We start from the raw sequence: 12,765 nt of genomic DNA, 5'->3' as shown, positions 1-12,765 counted from the left end.
TGAGTCCATGCCTCGCGCCGACCGCCTCATGCTGCTCGACACCGCCAGCCTCTACTTCCGCGCCTTCTACGGCGTTCCCGACAAGGTGAAGGCGCCGGACGGCTCCCCCATCAACGCGGCGCGCGGTCTGCTCGACATCGTCGCCAAGCTCGTCACCCTGTACGAGCCCACGCACGTGATCGCCTGCTGGGACGATGACTGGCGCCCGCAGTGGCGCGTCGACCTCATCCCCAGCTACAAGGCGCACCGCGTGGTCGAGGTCGTCCCGGCCGGGCCCGACGTCGAAGAGGTCCCCGACCCGCTCGAGGCGCAGATCCCGCTGATCCGTGAGACGCTCGGCGCCATCGGCATCCCCATCATCGGCGTCGCCGAACACGAGGCCGACGACGTCATCGGCACGCTCGCCACGAACTCCGCGATTCCTGTCGACATCGTGACGGGAGACCGCGACCTGTTCCAGCTGGTCGACGACGCGCGCGACGTGCGCGTCATCTATACGGCCAAGGGCATGAGCAATCTCGAGATCGTCACCGATGCGACCGTCGTCGCCAAGTACGGCGTGCTCCCCTCTCAGTACGCGGACTTCGCCACCATGCGCGGCGATGCCTCCGACGGCCTCCCCGGCGTCGCCGGGGTCGGCGACAAGACCGCGGCGACCCTGCTGCAGGCTCACGCCGACCTCGAAGGCATCCGCGCCGCGGCCGAAGCCGGAGAGGGCATGAGCGCCGGCGTGCGGGCGAAGATCCTCGCGGCATCCGACTATCTCGACGTCGCGCCGACCGTCGTCGCCGTAGCCACCTCGCTGCCGATCACGGCACCGGACATCCCGCTGCACGCCCTCGATCCCCGCGAGACCGACGCCACGACCGCACTCGCCGAGCAGTGGAACCTCGGCGGCTCGATGACCCGTGCGGTCGCCGCCGTGTCCAATGCCGCGATCGCAGGCGGCTGAAGTCCGCTGACGCGACTCACTCCGCCCAGGAGAGCAGGCGCTCGAGTCCCCAGGTCGTGACGATGCGCGACGCGGGAACTCCGGCGCGCTCGGCTCTCTCGGCACCGTGATCGAGCAGTGACAGCTGCCCGGGAGCATGCGCGTCCGAGTCGATCGAGAACAGGCATCCGGCTTCCAGAGCGATCGCGATCAGCTCGTCCGGCGGATCCTGCCGCTCCGGCCGGGAGTTGATCTCCACCGCGACGCCGTTCTCCGCGCAGGCGGCGAACACCGCGGCCGCGTCGAACTCCGACTGCGGACGCGTACCGCGGTCGCCCTGCACCAGACGACCCGTGCAGTGTCCGAGCACGTTGACCCTCGGGTGCGACACGGCCTTGATCATCCGCGCCGTCATCGGCCGCCGGTCCATGCGCAGTTTGGAATGCACCGAGGCGACCACGATGTCGAGCTCCGCGAGGAGCGCGTCCTCCTGGTCCAGTGCACCGTCCTCGAGGATGTCGACCTCGATCCCGGCGAGCAGCGTGAACCCCTCACCGGATTCGGCACGAACCAGCGGCATCTGCTCACGTAGCCGCTCGGCCGACAGACCGCGCGCCACGCGCAGGCGCGGGGAATGATCAGTGATCGCCTGGTACTCGTGGCCCTGTGCCCGCGCCGCCGCCGCCATCACCGGAATCGACGTCGTTCCGTCCGACCAGTCGGTGTGCGCGTGCAGATCGCCCCGGAGCTTCGCCCGCAGCTCGGACTTCCGCTCCGGCTCGACGTCGCCGCGCAACTCGACGAGGTAGTCGGGCACCTGGCCGGACTGGGCCTGGCGGATCACCGCGAAGGTCGATTCGCCGATGCCCTTGGCCGCACGCAGCCGCGTCGGATCCGTCTGGACGTCGTCCGGCAGATCCTGCAGAGTCTGCGCCGCCTGCCGGAACGCCTTCGCCCGGTACCGCGACGCCCGCTCGCGCTCCAGCAGGGAAGCGATCTCGAGCAGCGCGTCGACGGGATCCACGATCAGACCCCGGCGGCTGCCAGTTCGCGGCTCACGCCGATCCACTGGTCGAGCTTGGCGAGGGCCCGGCCGTCGTCCACAGCCGCAGTGGCGCGTTCGTAGCCTTCGCGGAGCCGCTCGAGGATCGGGCGCTGCACCTGGGTCGCGTCCTGGGAGAGCTCGAACGCCACGATTCCGGCCGCCGCGTTCAGCAGCACGATGTCGCGCACCGCGCCGGTCTCCCCCGCGAGCGTGCGCCGGAGCACCTCGGCGTTGTGCTGCGGCGACCCGCCGATCAGGTCCGCGAGCTCCGCGATCGGGATCCCGAGATCGCGGGGATCGAGGTCGTGCTCGTGGATGTCACCGCGCGTGACCTCCCAGATGCGGCTGTGCCCGGTCGTGGTGAGCTCGTCGAGCCCGTCATCGCCACGGAACACGAGCGCGGTCGCACCGCGCGTCCGGAACACGCCCGTGATCAGCGGCACGCGTTCGATCTGTGCGACGCCGACCGCATTCGCCTCGGCGCGCGCCGGGTTGCACAGCGGGCCGAGCATGTTGAACACCGTGGGCACGCCGAGCTCGGCGCGCACCGGTCCCGCGTGCTTGAAGCCGGGGTGGAACGCTCCGGCCCACGCGAACGTGATCCCGGTGCGATCGAGGATGGATGCCACGGCGGCGGGGTCGAGCGACAGCTCGAGTCCCAGCGCCCCGAGGACGTCGGAGGAGCCGGATGCCGAGCTCGCGGCACGGTTGCCGTGCTTGACAACGGGGATGCCGGTCGCGCCGATGACGACCGCCGCCGTCGTCGAGACGTTCACTGTCCCGACGCGGTCGCCGCCCGTTCCGACGATGTCGAGCACGTTCGGCGAGACGGGAAGCGGAACCGCCGCCTCGAGGATCGCGTCGCGGAAGCCGACGATCTCGTCGATCGTCTCGCCCTTCGCGCGGAGCGCGATGAGGAAACCCGCGAGCTGCGCCTCGGTGACGCTCCCCTGCATGATCTGACGCATCGCCCACGTGGACTCCCAGACCGTCAGGTCGCGGCGCTCCAGCAGAGAGGTGAGCACGTCGGACCAGGTCAGGGAATCAGCCATGTGTGCGATCCTATCGGCGCCGAGAAAACGTGCAGACGGTTCCAGCAGCGCGCCCGTCGCGCGAGCATCCGCCGTTTCCCGCGTATTCACCGGGTATTCGCAGTGTTTTCTTAGGGTCCCCTAAGTCGGAGAAGGGCAAAACGAGGCGCCCTGGTGCGAGAATCACCCCCGAGGATCGGCCATAATGGAAGGGTGACGACCTCAGCGACGTATGCCCCGGCGGCGAGAACGATCAAGCGGCCCAACCCGGTAGCTGTCGGCACCATTGTGTGGCTCGGCAGCGAGGTGATGTTCTTCGCGGGACTCTTCGCGATCTACTTCACGCTCCGCAGCACCTCACCCGAGCTCTGGGCCGACCGTACCGAGCTGCTGAACGTCCCCTTCGCCGCAGTGAACACCGCGATCCTCGTGCTCTCCTCGTTCACCTGCCAGATGGGTGTGTTCGCGGCCGAGGACCTGCAGCCCTACAAGCTCGGCAAGGGCCAGAAGAACGGCGCCGGTCGTCGTCGGCTGTTCGGCTGGGGCATGGTCGAGTGGTTCTTCCTCACCTTCGCCCTCGGCGCGATCTTCGTCTCGGGTCAGGTGTGGGAGTACGCGCAGCTGGTCGCTGAGGGCATGCCGATCAACGCCGACTCGTATGCATCCGCGTTCTACCTGACCACCGGCTTCCACGCCCTGCACGTCACCGGCGGGCTCGTCGCCTTCCTTCTCGTGATCGGCCGCGCGTACGCCGTCAAGAATTTCCGGCACAAAGAGGCGACCTCCTCGATCGTGGTGTCCTACTACTGGCACTTCGTCGACGTCGTCTGGATCGTGCTGTTCCTCGTTATCTACTTCCTGAAATAAGAGCGGAGCTGATCCCCGAGATGGCACGAGAGAAGAAGCGCCGTTCTGGCGGTCGTCGCAGCCCTTTGGCGGCGGCCGCGCTCATCGGAGCAGGCCTCATGATCACCGGCGCTGTGTACGCCGGTGCGTCCGCCGCGTTCGCGGCGACCGAGACGCCGACCGCGTCGACCCAGCTGACGGTCGAGGACGGCGAGAAGCTGTTCACGGCGAACTGCGCCACCTGCCACGGTCTCGACCTGCAGGGCACCGCGAACGGACCGAGCCTCTACGGCGTCGGCGAGCTCGCGGCCGAGTTCCAGCTCTCCACCGGTCGCATGCCGCTGCAGATGCAGGGACCGCAGGCCCCCCAGAAGGAGCCGCAGTTCACCGAGGACCAGATCCTCGCTATGGCGTCGTACATCCAGTCGGTGGCCCCCGGCCCGACGTACCCCGGCGAGCACACGCTCGACGGCAAGGGCGACGTCGCCAACGGCGCCGAGCTCTTCCGCGTCAACTGCGCGATGTGCCACAACGTCTCCGCCGCGGGTGGTGCTCTCACCGAGGGCAAGTACGCTCCGGCGCTCACCGAGACCAGCGCGCTGCACATGTACGCAGCCATGGTCACCGGCCCCCAGAACATGCCCGTGTTCGGCGACATGAACCTGTCCGACGAGGACAAGCGCGACATCATCTCGGCCCTGCTCTTCCAGCAGCAGGCCGTGCCGGTCGGCGGCTTCTCCCTCGGCAACCTCGGGCCGGTCTCCGAGGGACTGTTCGTCTGGATCTTCGGTATCGGCGCGCTCGTCGCCATCACCGTGTGGATCACGGCGAAGTCCAACTGACGCTTATTCATCGAAGAGGAACGTACGAGGAGCACCATGGCACACGACGACGACTCGCAGGCTCTTGACAGGGCCTACCAGCCCTCTCCGGGGCTGGGTGTCGCAGTCAGCGATCCCGTGCAGAACCCGGGACTGCCGCCGCACCGCGAGCGGATGACCGACAAGGACCCCCGCGCCGAGAAGAACGCGGCACGCACGGTCTACACGCTGTTCTACCTCTCGCTCGCCGGCAGCATCTGGGCGGTCGCCGCCTACATGCTGTTCCCGATCGAGAGCGGCGCTCTCATCGACATCCGTCAGAACAACCTCTTCATCGGTCTCGGCATCGCGCTCGCGCTGCTGGCCCTCGGCATCGGTGCGATCCACTGGTCCAAGGCTCTGATGTCCGACAAGGAGCACATCGAGTACCGCCACCCCACCCGGGGCAAGGACTCGACGCGCGAAGCCGCCATCAAGGCGTTCTCCGACGCGAACGAGGAGTCCGGATTCGGACGCCGCTCCATGATCCGCAACTCGCTCTTCGCCGCGGTCGTCGCCTCGATCATCCCCGGCGTCACGCTGTTCCGCGGACTGGCTCCCCACTCCACGCCGGACGACCCCACCGCGGGCGACCCGGTGGCGCTGCTCAAGCACACGATGTGGGAAGAGGGCTCGCGCCTCGTCCGCGACCCCGACGGCACGCCGATCCGCGCTGCGGATGTGACCCTCGGCTCCGCGTTCCACGTGATCCCCGAGGAGCTCGCCGAGCTCAGCCACCACGACGGCTACCTCGAGGAGAAGGCCAAGGCGATCGTCCTGATGATGCGCCTGCGCCCCGAGCAGCTCACCGAGGCCGAGGACCGCAAGGACTGGTCCTACGACGGCATCGTCGCCTATTCCAAGGTCTGCACGCACGTCGGCTGCCCCGTGGCGCTGTACGAGCAGCAGACGCACCACCTGCTGTGCCCGTGCCACCAGTCGCAGTTCGACGTCACGGACCACGCCAAGGTCATCTTCGGCCCGGCGGCTCGCCCGCTGCCGCAGCTGCCCATCACCGTCGATGACGAGGGCTACCTGGTCGCACGCAGCGACTTCACGGAACCCGTCGGCCCGAGCTTCTGGGAGCGCCATTGAGCACCGCAACGCTGTCCAAGGACGACAAGGACACGAAGGCGCCCCTCGGCGGCCGCTTCGTGGGAGCCGCGTCGAACTACATCGATGAGCGCACCAGCCTCTCCGGTTTCGTCAAGGAGCTCGGTCGCAAGATCTTCCCCGACCACTGGTCGTTCATGCTCGGCGAGATCGCGCTGTGGAGCTTCGTGGTCGTGTTCCTCTCCGGAACCTTCCTGACGTTCTTCTTCCAGGCCTCGATGGTCGAGACCCACTACACGGGTGCGTACGCCCCGATGCGTGGCATCGAGATGTCTGCGGCGCTCGAGTCGTCGCTGCACATCTCATTCGATCTGCGCGGTGGCCTCCTCGTCCGCCAGATCCACCACTGGGCTGCGCTCGTGTTCATCGCCGGCATCGGCGTGCACATGCTCCGCATCTTCTTCACGGGTGCGTTCCGCAAGCCGCGTGAGCTCAACTGGGTCATCGGCTTCGTGCTGTTCATCCTGGCGCTGGCCGAGGGCTTCACGGGCTACTCGCTCCCCGACGACCTGCTGTCGGGCAACGGCCTCCGCATCATCGACGGAATGGTCAAGGGCATCCCGCTGATCGGCACCTGGACGTCGTTCATCGTGTTCGGTGGCGAGTTCCCCGGCACCGATATCGTCGGCCGCCTCTACACGCTGCACATCCTGCTGCTGCCGCTGCTCGTGATCGGGCTGATCGTCGTGCACCTGATGCTCATGATCGTCAACAAGCACACGCAGTTCGCCGGCCCCGGCCGCACGAACGAGAACGTCGTCGGTTACCCGATGATGCCGGTGTACATGTCGAAGATGGGCGGATACCTGTTCATCGTGTTCGGCACGATCGTGCTGATCGCGACGTTCTTCCAGATCAACCCGATCTGGGCATACGGACCGTACGACCCGTCCCCCGTCTCCGCCGGCACGCAGCCGGACTGGTACATCGGGTTCGCCGACGGTGCACTCCGCCTCGCTCCGTCGAACCTCGACCTCGTGCTCTTCGACCGGACCTGGTCGTTCGGCATCCTGCTCCCGGTCGCAGTGCTCGGTCTGTTCATCGTCGTCGTCGCCATCTACCCGTTCCTCGAGGCCTGGCTCACCGGCGACAAGCGCGAGCACCACATCGCACAGCGCCCGCGCAACGCGGCGACCCGCACCGCCATCGGCGCGGCCGGTGTCATCTTCTACGCGGTCCTGTGGGCTGCGGCATCGTCCGACCTCATCGCGACGCACTTCATGCTCACCATGGAAGGCGTGATCCACACCCTCCAGGCGCTGCTGTTCGTCGGCCCGATCCTCGGCTACTTCGTCACCAAGCGCATCTGCATCGCGCTGCAGAAGAAGGATCGCGAGATCGTGCTGCACGGTTACGAGTCCGGACGCATCGTCCGCCTCCCCGGCGGCGAGTTCATCGAGGTGCACCAGCCGGTCGACCAGTACGACCGCTGGAAGCTCATCGACGTCGACGGCTACGAGCCGCTGGTGGTCCGTCCGAACGCCAAGGGCCGCATCTCGTGGACCGAGAACCTCCGTTCCTCGATCTCGCGCTGGTTCTTCGAAGACCGCCTCGCCCCGCTCACGCAGGCAGAGGTCGACGAAGCGGACTCGCACCAGCACCACGTCACGGCTCACAACGAAGAGACCGAGGCAGCAGAGATCCAGGGCGCTCACGAGCGCGCAGGTGCACCGGATGCACCGCTCGTCGCCAGCGAGACGCACGTCGACGAGACGGCGAACACGCCGAGCACCGTGATCGCCACGGAGCCCGCGAAGAAGCCTCGCAAGAAGAAGTCGGAGGAGGGCGAGTAGTCGCCACTCCCCCTCGATGAGGCCTCGTCCGATCCGGACGGGGCCTTCGTCGTTGCGGTCGCTGTGAAAGGATCGAAGAGTGACCTCCGTCGTACAGCTCATCCGTTCCGCCTCTCTCGCCGACGCCCCCTACGCCTACGCCGCCACCGCACCGGCCGGTTCGCGCCTCATCTTCCTCGCCGGCTCCTGCCCTCTGAACGAGGACGGTACGACGGCCTCCCCCGGTGACTATGCCGCCCAGGCCGCGCAGTGCATGAAGACCCTCACCGAGGCGCTCGAGGCCGCCGGTGCACGCCTCACCGATGTCATCAGCACACGCGTCCTCGTGGCGTCATCCGACCAGGCCGATCTCGTCGAAGCCTGGGATGTCGTGCATGCCGCGTTCGGGACGCACGATGTGCCGAGCACGCTCCTGGGCGTGACCGTTCTCGGCTACAGCGACCAGCTCGTCGAGATCGAAGCCGTCGCCGCTGTCCGAGGCGAACAGCAGTGACGACGTCCGTGCGTGCCGCACGCACCGAAGACGCCGCAGCACTCGAAGCGATCGAGGTCGCCGCCGACACGCTGCTCATCGATCGGTTCTCCGCTTCCGACTGGCCTCCCCCGACGGATGCCGAGGAGCGCGCCTCCCTTCCCGGATTCGTGCTGGTCGCAGAGTCGGCGGAAGCCGGCGAGGTGCCGACTCCGGTCGGCTTCGTGCACGTGCTCGAGATCGACGGGCACGCTCACCTCGAACAGCTCTCCGTGCTCCCCTCCTTCGGACGGCGCGGGATCGGTCGCCGCCTCGTCGACGCCGCTCTCGCCGAGGCCCGGCATCGAGGTCATGCGCTCATCACCCTGCGGACATACGCGGACGTGCCCTGGAACGCGCCGTTCTATGCCTCCTGCGGCTTCATCGAGAGCGAGCCGGACTCGGACTTCCACCGGCGTCTGGTCGCCACGGAGGACGCCCTGGAGCTCGCGATCCACGGACGACGCCTGCAGATGACCGCTGTCCTCTGACGGGGTGGATGCTGTCGCGAATCCGGCGACGAGCGACAGGAATGCGCTGAGGCGCCGGGACCTCCCCGAATAGGCTGAGGACATGATCGATCGTGCCGACTTCTTCGCCGCCAAGCTCGCCTATGAGACCGATGCCAGTGACGTCCACGCAGCCCGGAAGGCCGGCGACGACCTGGTCGTGATCGACGTGCGGTCCGATGAGGCCTGGGCGCAGGGACGCGTTGCGGGCGCCGTGCACATGCACTACAGCGAGATCGCCACCCGAGCTCCTCGAGAGATCCCCGCCGATGCAGAGGTCGTCGTGTACTGCTGGAGTCCCGGCTGCAACGCCGGCGCCAAAGGCGCGCTCGAGTTCGCGAAGCTCGGCTACCGCGTCCGCGAGATGATCGGCGGCTTCGAGTACTGGGTCCGCGAGGGCTATCCCGTGGAAGATGCCGACGGCATCCACCACCGCCCGGTCGACCCGCTCACCGGTGTGGCTCGCATCCGCACCCGCGCCTGATCAGGCCTCACGGCCCGAGATACGAAGAAGGCCCCCGGATCGCTCCGGGGGCCTTCTTGCTTGCTGATCGTCAGCGTGCGAAATGACCGCGGTAGTACTCGTACACCCAGCCGACGATCGCGACCACGAAGATCGCGAGCCCGATCGGAAGCAGGAAGTGTCCGACGGCGAGTCCGACGACGAAGATGCCGGCGGAAGCCGCGAGCACGATCGGCCACCACGACCACGGGCTGAATTCACCGAGCTCGGGATCGCCGTCGTCGATGTCGGCCGTGAGGATGTCCTCCGGCAGCTCACCGCCCTGGGCGCCGTGCGTGCGGTCGAGGTAGAACGCGATCATCGCGCCCATGAAGGCGGCGAAGAACAGCGCGACCGTTCCGACCCACTCGATCCGCAGCGCGAAGTTCTCGTTCGGCGTGGCCAGGATGTGCCAGCCGGTGTAGACGACGCCGACGAGAGCGAAGAAGGCGGTCAGGATCCACCAGAGAATGACATTGTCGCGCATGACTTAGTGGGCCTCTCGCTCGCCGGGCGCGGTGGTCGCGAACTCGGCAGCCTCGGGGTGGTTCAGGTCGAATGCCGGGCGCTCGCTGCGGATGCGCGGGATCGACGTGAAGTTGTGACGCGGCGGCGGGCAGGACGTCGCCCACTCGAGCGAGGCGCCGTATCCCCACGGGTCGTTGACCGTGACCTTCGGAGCCTTGCGCGCCGTGATCCAGACGTTCAGGAAGAACGGGAGCATCGAGGCGCCGAGGATGATCGCACCGATCGTCGAGACCTGGTTCTGCCAGGTCCAGCCGTCGGCCGCCGAGTAGTCCGCGTAGCGACGCACCATGCCGTCGACACCCAGCCAGTGCTGAATGAGGAACGTCATGTGGAAACCGATGAACAGCATCCAGAAGTGCACGTAGCCGAGGCGCTCGTTGAGCATGCGGCCCGTCCACTTCGGCCACCAGAAGTAGAAGCCGGCGAACATGGCGAACACCACGGTGCCGAACACGACGTAGTGGAAGTGCGCGACGACGAAGTACGAGTCGGAGAGCGCGAAGTCCAGCGGCGGGGCCGCGAGGATGACACCGGTCAGGCCGCCGAAGACGAACGAGACCAGGAAGCCGAGTGCGAAGACCATCGGCGTCTCGAAGGTCACGGACCCTCGCCAGAGCGTGCCGATCCAGTTGAAGATCTTCACACCCGTCGGCACCGCGATGAGCATCGTCATCAGGGCGAAGAACGGCAGGAGCACCGATCCCGTGACGTACATGTGGTGCGCCCACACGGCGACGGAGAGCGCCGCGATGGCGATGGTCGCGTAGACGAGCGTCTTGTACCCGAAGATCGGCTTGCGGCTGAACACCGGGAAGATCTCCGAGACGATGCCGAAGAACGGCAGCGCGATGATGTACACCTCGGGGTGACCGAAGAACCAGAACAGGTGCTGCCAGAGCAGGACGCCGCCGTTGGCCGGGTCGTAGATGTGCGCACCCAGGATGCGGTCGGCGGCGGCGGCGAAGATCGCTGCCGCGAGCACGGGGAAGGCCATCAGCACGAGGAGGCTCGTGATGAGCGTGTTCCACGAGAAGATCGGCATGCGCCACATCGTCATTCCCGGGGCACGCATCGTGATGATCGTGGTGATGAAGTTCACGGCACCGAGGATCGTTCCGAAACCGGAGATTCCGAGTCCGACCATCCAGAGGTTGCCGCCGGCACCCGGCGTGAACGAGGCCCCGGCGAGCGGCTGATAGGCGAACCAGCCGAAGGATGCCGCACCCTGCGGGGTGAGGAAGCCGGCGACGGCGATCGTGGAGCCGAAGAGGAACAGCCAGAACGCGAAGGCGTTCAGACGCGGGAACGCGACGTCGGGAGCACCGAGCTGCAGCGGCAGGATCGCGTTCGCGAAGCCGGCGAACAGCGGGGTCGCGAACATGAGCAGCATGATCGTGCCGTGCATCGTGAAGAGCTGGTTGTACTGCTCCTTCGTCGGGATGATCTGCATTCCCGGCGCGAACAGCTCGGCGCGGATGACGAGGGCCATCACACCGCCGAGGAGGAAGAACAGCACGGACGCGATCAGGTACATGTACCCGATGGTCTTGTGGTCGGTGGAGGTGATCCACTTGACGACGATGTTGCCCTTCTGCTCGACACGCGAGGAGCTCATCAGAGCGGCCTGGCGGGCGGGCAGAGCGGTGGGTCGAGAGCGAGGGGCCTCATCGGTGCGGGGGGCTTCAGTGGTCGACATGGCTTACTCCTCTCCTTCCTCGGAGTCGTTCTTCCCGGTGGTGCCGGGGAAGTTCGAGAGACGGTCGTACTCGTCCGTGATGTCTCCCGTGTTGCCCTTCTCCTTGAGCGACTCGAGGTAGGCGTCGTACTCGTCCTGCTCGACGACCTTCACATTGAAGAGCATCATCGAGTGGTACTCGCCGCAGAGCTCGGCGCACTTGCCGGCGTACTCGCCGACCCTGGTCGGGATGAAGGACCAGGAGTTGTCCTTCCCGATGAACATGTCCTTCTTGTAGAGGAAGTCGATGATCCAGAACGAGTGGATGACGTCGCGCGACTGCAGGTCGATCGTGACCTTCTTGTCGACCGGCAGCACCAGAGTGGGCAGCTGCGCCTGGTCGATGTTGCCTTCGGCGTCGGGCTGGGCCTGGATGCCCATCGTCCAGACGGTGTCATCGTCGGACTCGGCGTCGTACTGGAAGTCCCACGCCCACTGCTTGGCGATCGCGGTGATCTCGACGTCGGGGTCATCCCACTTCGCCTCGATCTCCGTCTGATCGCGAGCCGTGAAGAAGAACATTCCCAGCACCAGGATGAGCGGCACGATCGTGTAGAAGATCTCGATCGGCATGTTGTAGCGCATCTGCACCGGCAGGCCGGTCTGGCCCTTGCGACGGCGGTACGCGATCGCGGCCCAGGCCATCAGGCCCCAGGTGATGATGCCGACGGCGAGCAGGACGATCCAGGAGTTCACCCAGAGAGACGAGACCCGCTCGGTCTGGTTGGTGGCCGCAGGCTCACCCTCGATGAAGCCGGGAAGATAGCCGTTCAACTCGGTGGTGGTACATCCCGCCAGGACCACGGCTGCCGCCACTCCCAAGGGGAGAGCGACCCAACGAAGGCGGTGTTTCGAGGGCACGATGCACCTTTCAGATTGCGGACAGGGCACACCCCAAGTCTAGGGCAACCTCACACCTGATTCATGCCAACCACGCAGGTTGGCGGGGGTCGTCCGGATCAGTGGAAGCTGTCACCGCACGCGCAGCTGCCGGCCGCGTTGGGGTTGTCGATCGTGAAGCCCTGCTCCGAGATCGTGTCCTTGAAATCGATGGATGCACCGTCGAGATACGGGACGCTCATGTTGTCGACGATGACCTCGACGCCGTCGAAGTCGACCGTCTCGTCGCCCTCGAGGTAGCGCTCGTCGAAGTAGAGCTGGTAGATCAGTCCGGAGCATCCGCCCGGCTGCACGGCGACGCGCAGACGCAGGTCGTCGCGACCCTCCTGCTCGAGGAGGTTCTTGACCTTGACGGCAGCGGCGTCGGTCAGGCTGATGCCGTGCGCGTGGGTGGTCGTCTCAGCGGAAGTCAGTGTGGTGTCGCTCATGTCGCTCCTTGTCACGGGGCCGCAGGGGCACGG

The 12,765-nt window shown here is 66.8% G+C and carries 14 protein-coding genes; 8 read left to right on the top strand and 6 right to left on the bottom strand.

Going from position 1 to position 12,765, the window contains the following annotated elements:
- The first annotated feature begins 7 nt into the window (after positions 1–7).
- Positions 8–952 carry a 5'-3' exonuclease gene (locus ABS642_RS01960; RefSeq protein WP_350352063.1) on the top strand — a complete coding sequence of 315 codons (945 nt, stop codon included), beginning with the start codon at positions 8–10 and terminating at the stop codon, positions 950–952.
- Between the two features lie 16 nt (positions 953–968).
- On the opposite strand, the gene ABS642_RS01955 is transcribed toward ABS642_RS01960, so the two are convergent.
- The gene (locus tag ABS642_RS01955) at positions 969–1,955 is read right to left on the bottom strand and encodes a PHP domain-containing protein (RefSeq protein WP_350352062.1); all 987 of its coding nucleotides are present in this window, start codon (positions 1,953–1,955) and stop codon (positions 969–971) included.
- 2 nt (positions 1,956–1,957) lie between these two features.
- The gene (trpD, locus tag ABS642_RS01950) at positions 1,958–3,028 is read right to left on the bottom strand and encodes an anthranilate phosphoribosyltransferase (protein ID WP_282216808.1); all 1,071 of its coding nucleotides are present in this window, start codon (positions 3,026–3,028) and stop codon (positions 1,958–1,960) included.
- Between the two features lie 288 nt (positions 3,029–3,316).
- Here trpD and ABS642_RS01945 point away from each other — a divergent pair, with 288 nt between their 5' ends.
- From ABS642_RS01945 to ABS642_RS01915, 7 genes are all read left to right on the top strand, one after another.
- Positions 3,317–3,874 carry a heme-copper oxidase subunit III gene (locus tag ABS642_RS01945; RefSeq protein WP_282217468.1) on the top strand — a complete coding sequence of 186 codons (558 nt, stop codon included), beginning with the start codon at positions 3,317–3,319 and terminating at the stop codon, positions 3,872–3,874.
- Positions 3,875–3,894: 20 nt separating this feature from the next.
- On the top strand, positions 3,895–4,695 hold the full coding sequence (locus ABS642_RS01940) for a c-type cytochrome (protein ID WP_282216807.1): 801 nt from the start codon (positions 3,895–3,897) through the stop codon (positions 4,693–4,695).
- A 36-nt stretch (positions 4,696–4,731) separates the two neighbouring features.
- The gene (locus tag ABS642_RS01935; protein WP_282216806.1) at positions 4,732–5,808 is read left to right on the top strand and encodes a Rieske (2Fe-2S) protein; all 1,077 of its coding nucleotides are present in this window, start codon (positions 4,732–4,734) and stop codon (positions 5,806–5,808) included.
- Positions 5,805–7,619 (top strand): cytochrome bc complex cytochrome b subunit, encoded by a 1,815-nt coding sequence (locus ABS642_RS01930; RefSeq protein ID WP_282216805.1) that lies wholly within the window; start codon positions 5,805–5,807, stop codon positions 7,617–7,619. The genes ABS642_RS01935 and ABS642_RS01930 overlap by 4 nt, the downstream gene beginning before the upstream one ends.
- A gap of 79 nt (positions 7,620–7,698) precedes the next feature.
- Complete coding sequence (locus tag ABS642_RS01925; RefSeq protein WP_350352061.1) at positions 7,699–8,112, top strand: Rid family hydrolase; 414 nt, start codon at positions 7,699–7,701, stop codon at positions 8,110–8,112.
- Entirely contained in the window at positions 8,109–8,621 is a 513-nt protein-coding gene (locus tag ABS642_RS01920) for a GNAT family N-acetyltransferase (RefSeq protein ID WP_350352060.1), read from the top strand. Before ABS642_RS01925 ends, ABS642_RS01920 begins: the two co-directional genes overlap by 4 nt.
- An 82-nt stretch (positions 8,622–8,703) precedes the next feature.
- Positions 8,704–9,123 (top strand): rhodanese-like domain-containing protein, encoded by a 420-nt coding sequence (locus ABS642_RS01915; RefSeq protein WP_350352059.1) that lies wholly within the window; start codon positions 8,704–8,706, stop codon positions 9,121–9,123.
- A gap of 70 nt (positions 9,124–9,193) precedes the next feature.
- Here ABS642_RS01915 and ABS642_RS01910 read toward each other — a convergent pair whose 3' ends face one another.
- The 4 genes from ABS642_RS01910 to erpA all read right to left on the bottom strand — a co-directional run bounded on the left by ABS642_RS01910 (position 9,194) and on the right by erpA (position 12,732).
- Positions 9,194–9,628: a cytochrome c oxidase subunit 4 gene (locus ABS642_RS01910; RefSeq protein WP_282216801.1), complete on the bottom strand. Its 435-nt coding sequence runs from the start codon at positions 9,626–9,628 to the stop codon at positions 9,194–9,196.
- Positions 9,629–9,631: 3 nt separating this feature from the next.
- Positions 9,632–11,365 carry a cytochrome c oxidase subunit I gene (gene ctaD / locus ABS642_RS01905; RefSeq protein ID WP_207770003.1) on the bottom strand — a complete coding sequence of 578 codons (1,734 nt, stop codon included), beginning with the start codon at positions 11,363–11,365 and terminating at the stop codon, positions 9,632–9,634.
- Positions 11,366–11,368: 3 nt separating this feature from the next.
- The gene (gene coxB / locus ABS642_RS01900; protein WP_350352058.1) at positions 11,369–12,265 is read right to left on the bottom strand and encodes a cytochrome c oxidase subunit II; all 897 of its coding nucleotides are present in this window, start codon (positions 12,263–12,265) and stop codon (positions 11,369–11,371) included.
- 98 nt (positions 12,266–12,363) lie between these two features.
- On the bottom strand, positions 12,364–12,732 hold the full coding sequence (gene erpA / locus ABS642_RS01895) for an iron-sulfur cluster insertion protein ErpA (protein WP_282216798.1): 369 nt from the start codon (positions 12,730–12,732) through the stop codon (positions 12,364–12,366).
- Positions 12,733–12,765 lie beyond the last annotated feature (33 nt).

Origin of the sequence: Microbacterium sp. A8/3-1, assembly GCF_040267695.1 — a bacterium.
GTDB classification, from domain to species: Bacteria; Actinomycetota; Actinomycetes; order Actinomycetales; family Microbacteriaceae; genus Microbacterium; species Microbacterium luteolum.
The sequence above is the reverse complement of the archived record's forward strand: the minus strand, read 5'-3'. Positions and strand labels throughout refer to the sequence as shown.

Coding starts and splice junctions, on each gene's coding strand:
- ABS642_RS01960 (WP_350352063.1), top strand. CDS start 8: ATGCCTCGCGCCGACCGCCTCATGCTGCTCGACACCGCCAGCCTCTAC.
- trpD (WP_282216808.1), bottom strand. CDS start 3,028: ATGGCTGATTCCCTGACCTGGTCCGACGTGCTCACCTCTCTGCTGGAG.
- ABS642_RS01945 (WP_282217468.1), top strand. CDS start 3,317: ATGTTCTTCGCGGGACTCTTCGCGATCTACTTCACGCTCCGCAGCACC.
- ABS642_RS01940 (WP_282216807.1), top strand. CDS start 3,895: ATGGCACGAGAGAAGAAGCGCCGTTCTGGCGGTCGTCGCAGCCCTTTG.
- ABS642_RS01935 (WP_282216806.1), top strand. CDS start 4,732: ATGGCACACGACGACGACTCGCAGGCTCTTGACAGGGCCTACCAGCCC.
- ABS642_RS01915 (WP_350352059.1), top strand. CDS start 8,704: ATGATCGATCGTGCCGACTTCTTCGCCGCCAAGCTCGCCTATGAGACC.
- ABS642_RS01910 (WP_282216801.1), bottom strand. CDS start 9,628: ATGCGCGACAATGTCATTCTCTGGTGGATCCTGACCGCCTTCTTCGCT.
- ctaD (WP_207770003.1), bottom strand. CDS start 11,365: ATGTCGACCACTGAAGCCCCCCGCACCGATGAGGCCCCTCGCTCTCGA.
- erpA (WP_282216798.1), bottom strand. CDS start 12,732: ATGAGCGACACCACACTGACTTCCGCTGAGACGACCACCCACGCGCAC.